The sequence below is a fragment of the Gulosibacter sediminis genome (genome assembly GCF_014904065.1).
GTDB lineage: Bacteria > Actinomycetota > Actinomycetes > Actinomycetales > Microbacteriaceae > Gulosibacter > Gulosibacter sediminis.
In genome coordinates, this window is record NZ_JACXJG010000044.1 from 1 (window position 1) to 216 (window position 216).

1 pseudogene is annotated in these 216 nt (G+C 71.8%); it reads left to right on the forward strand.

What is annotated here, in order from left to right:
• Nucleotides 1-216, forward strand: a pseudogene (locus ID132_RS12880) (ISL3 family transposase); the annotation flags it as partial.

The following is a 216-nucleotide window of genomic DNA, read 5'->3' on the forward strand; positions in this document are numbered from 1 at the left end:
CCGCGGGCGAAGATCTCCCGCCTCGGCGTGGAGTGGGCGTTGCGGGGCGTCGTCATCGACCACCTCACCGTGACCCGTGTCGCCGCGGGCCTCGGGGTGTCCTGGAGCGCCGCGAACACCGCGGTGCTCGCCGAGGGCAAGCGCCGACTCATCGAGGACCCTGCCCGGTTCGATGGGGTGACCACGATCGGCGTTGACGAGCACGTCTGGCGTCAC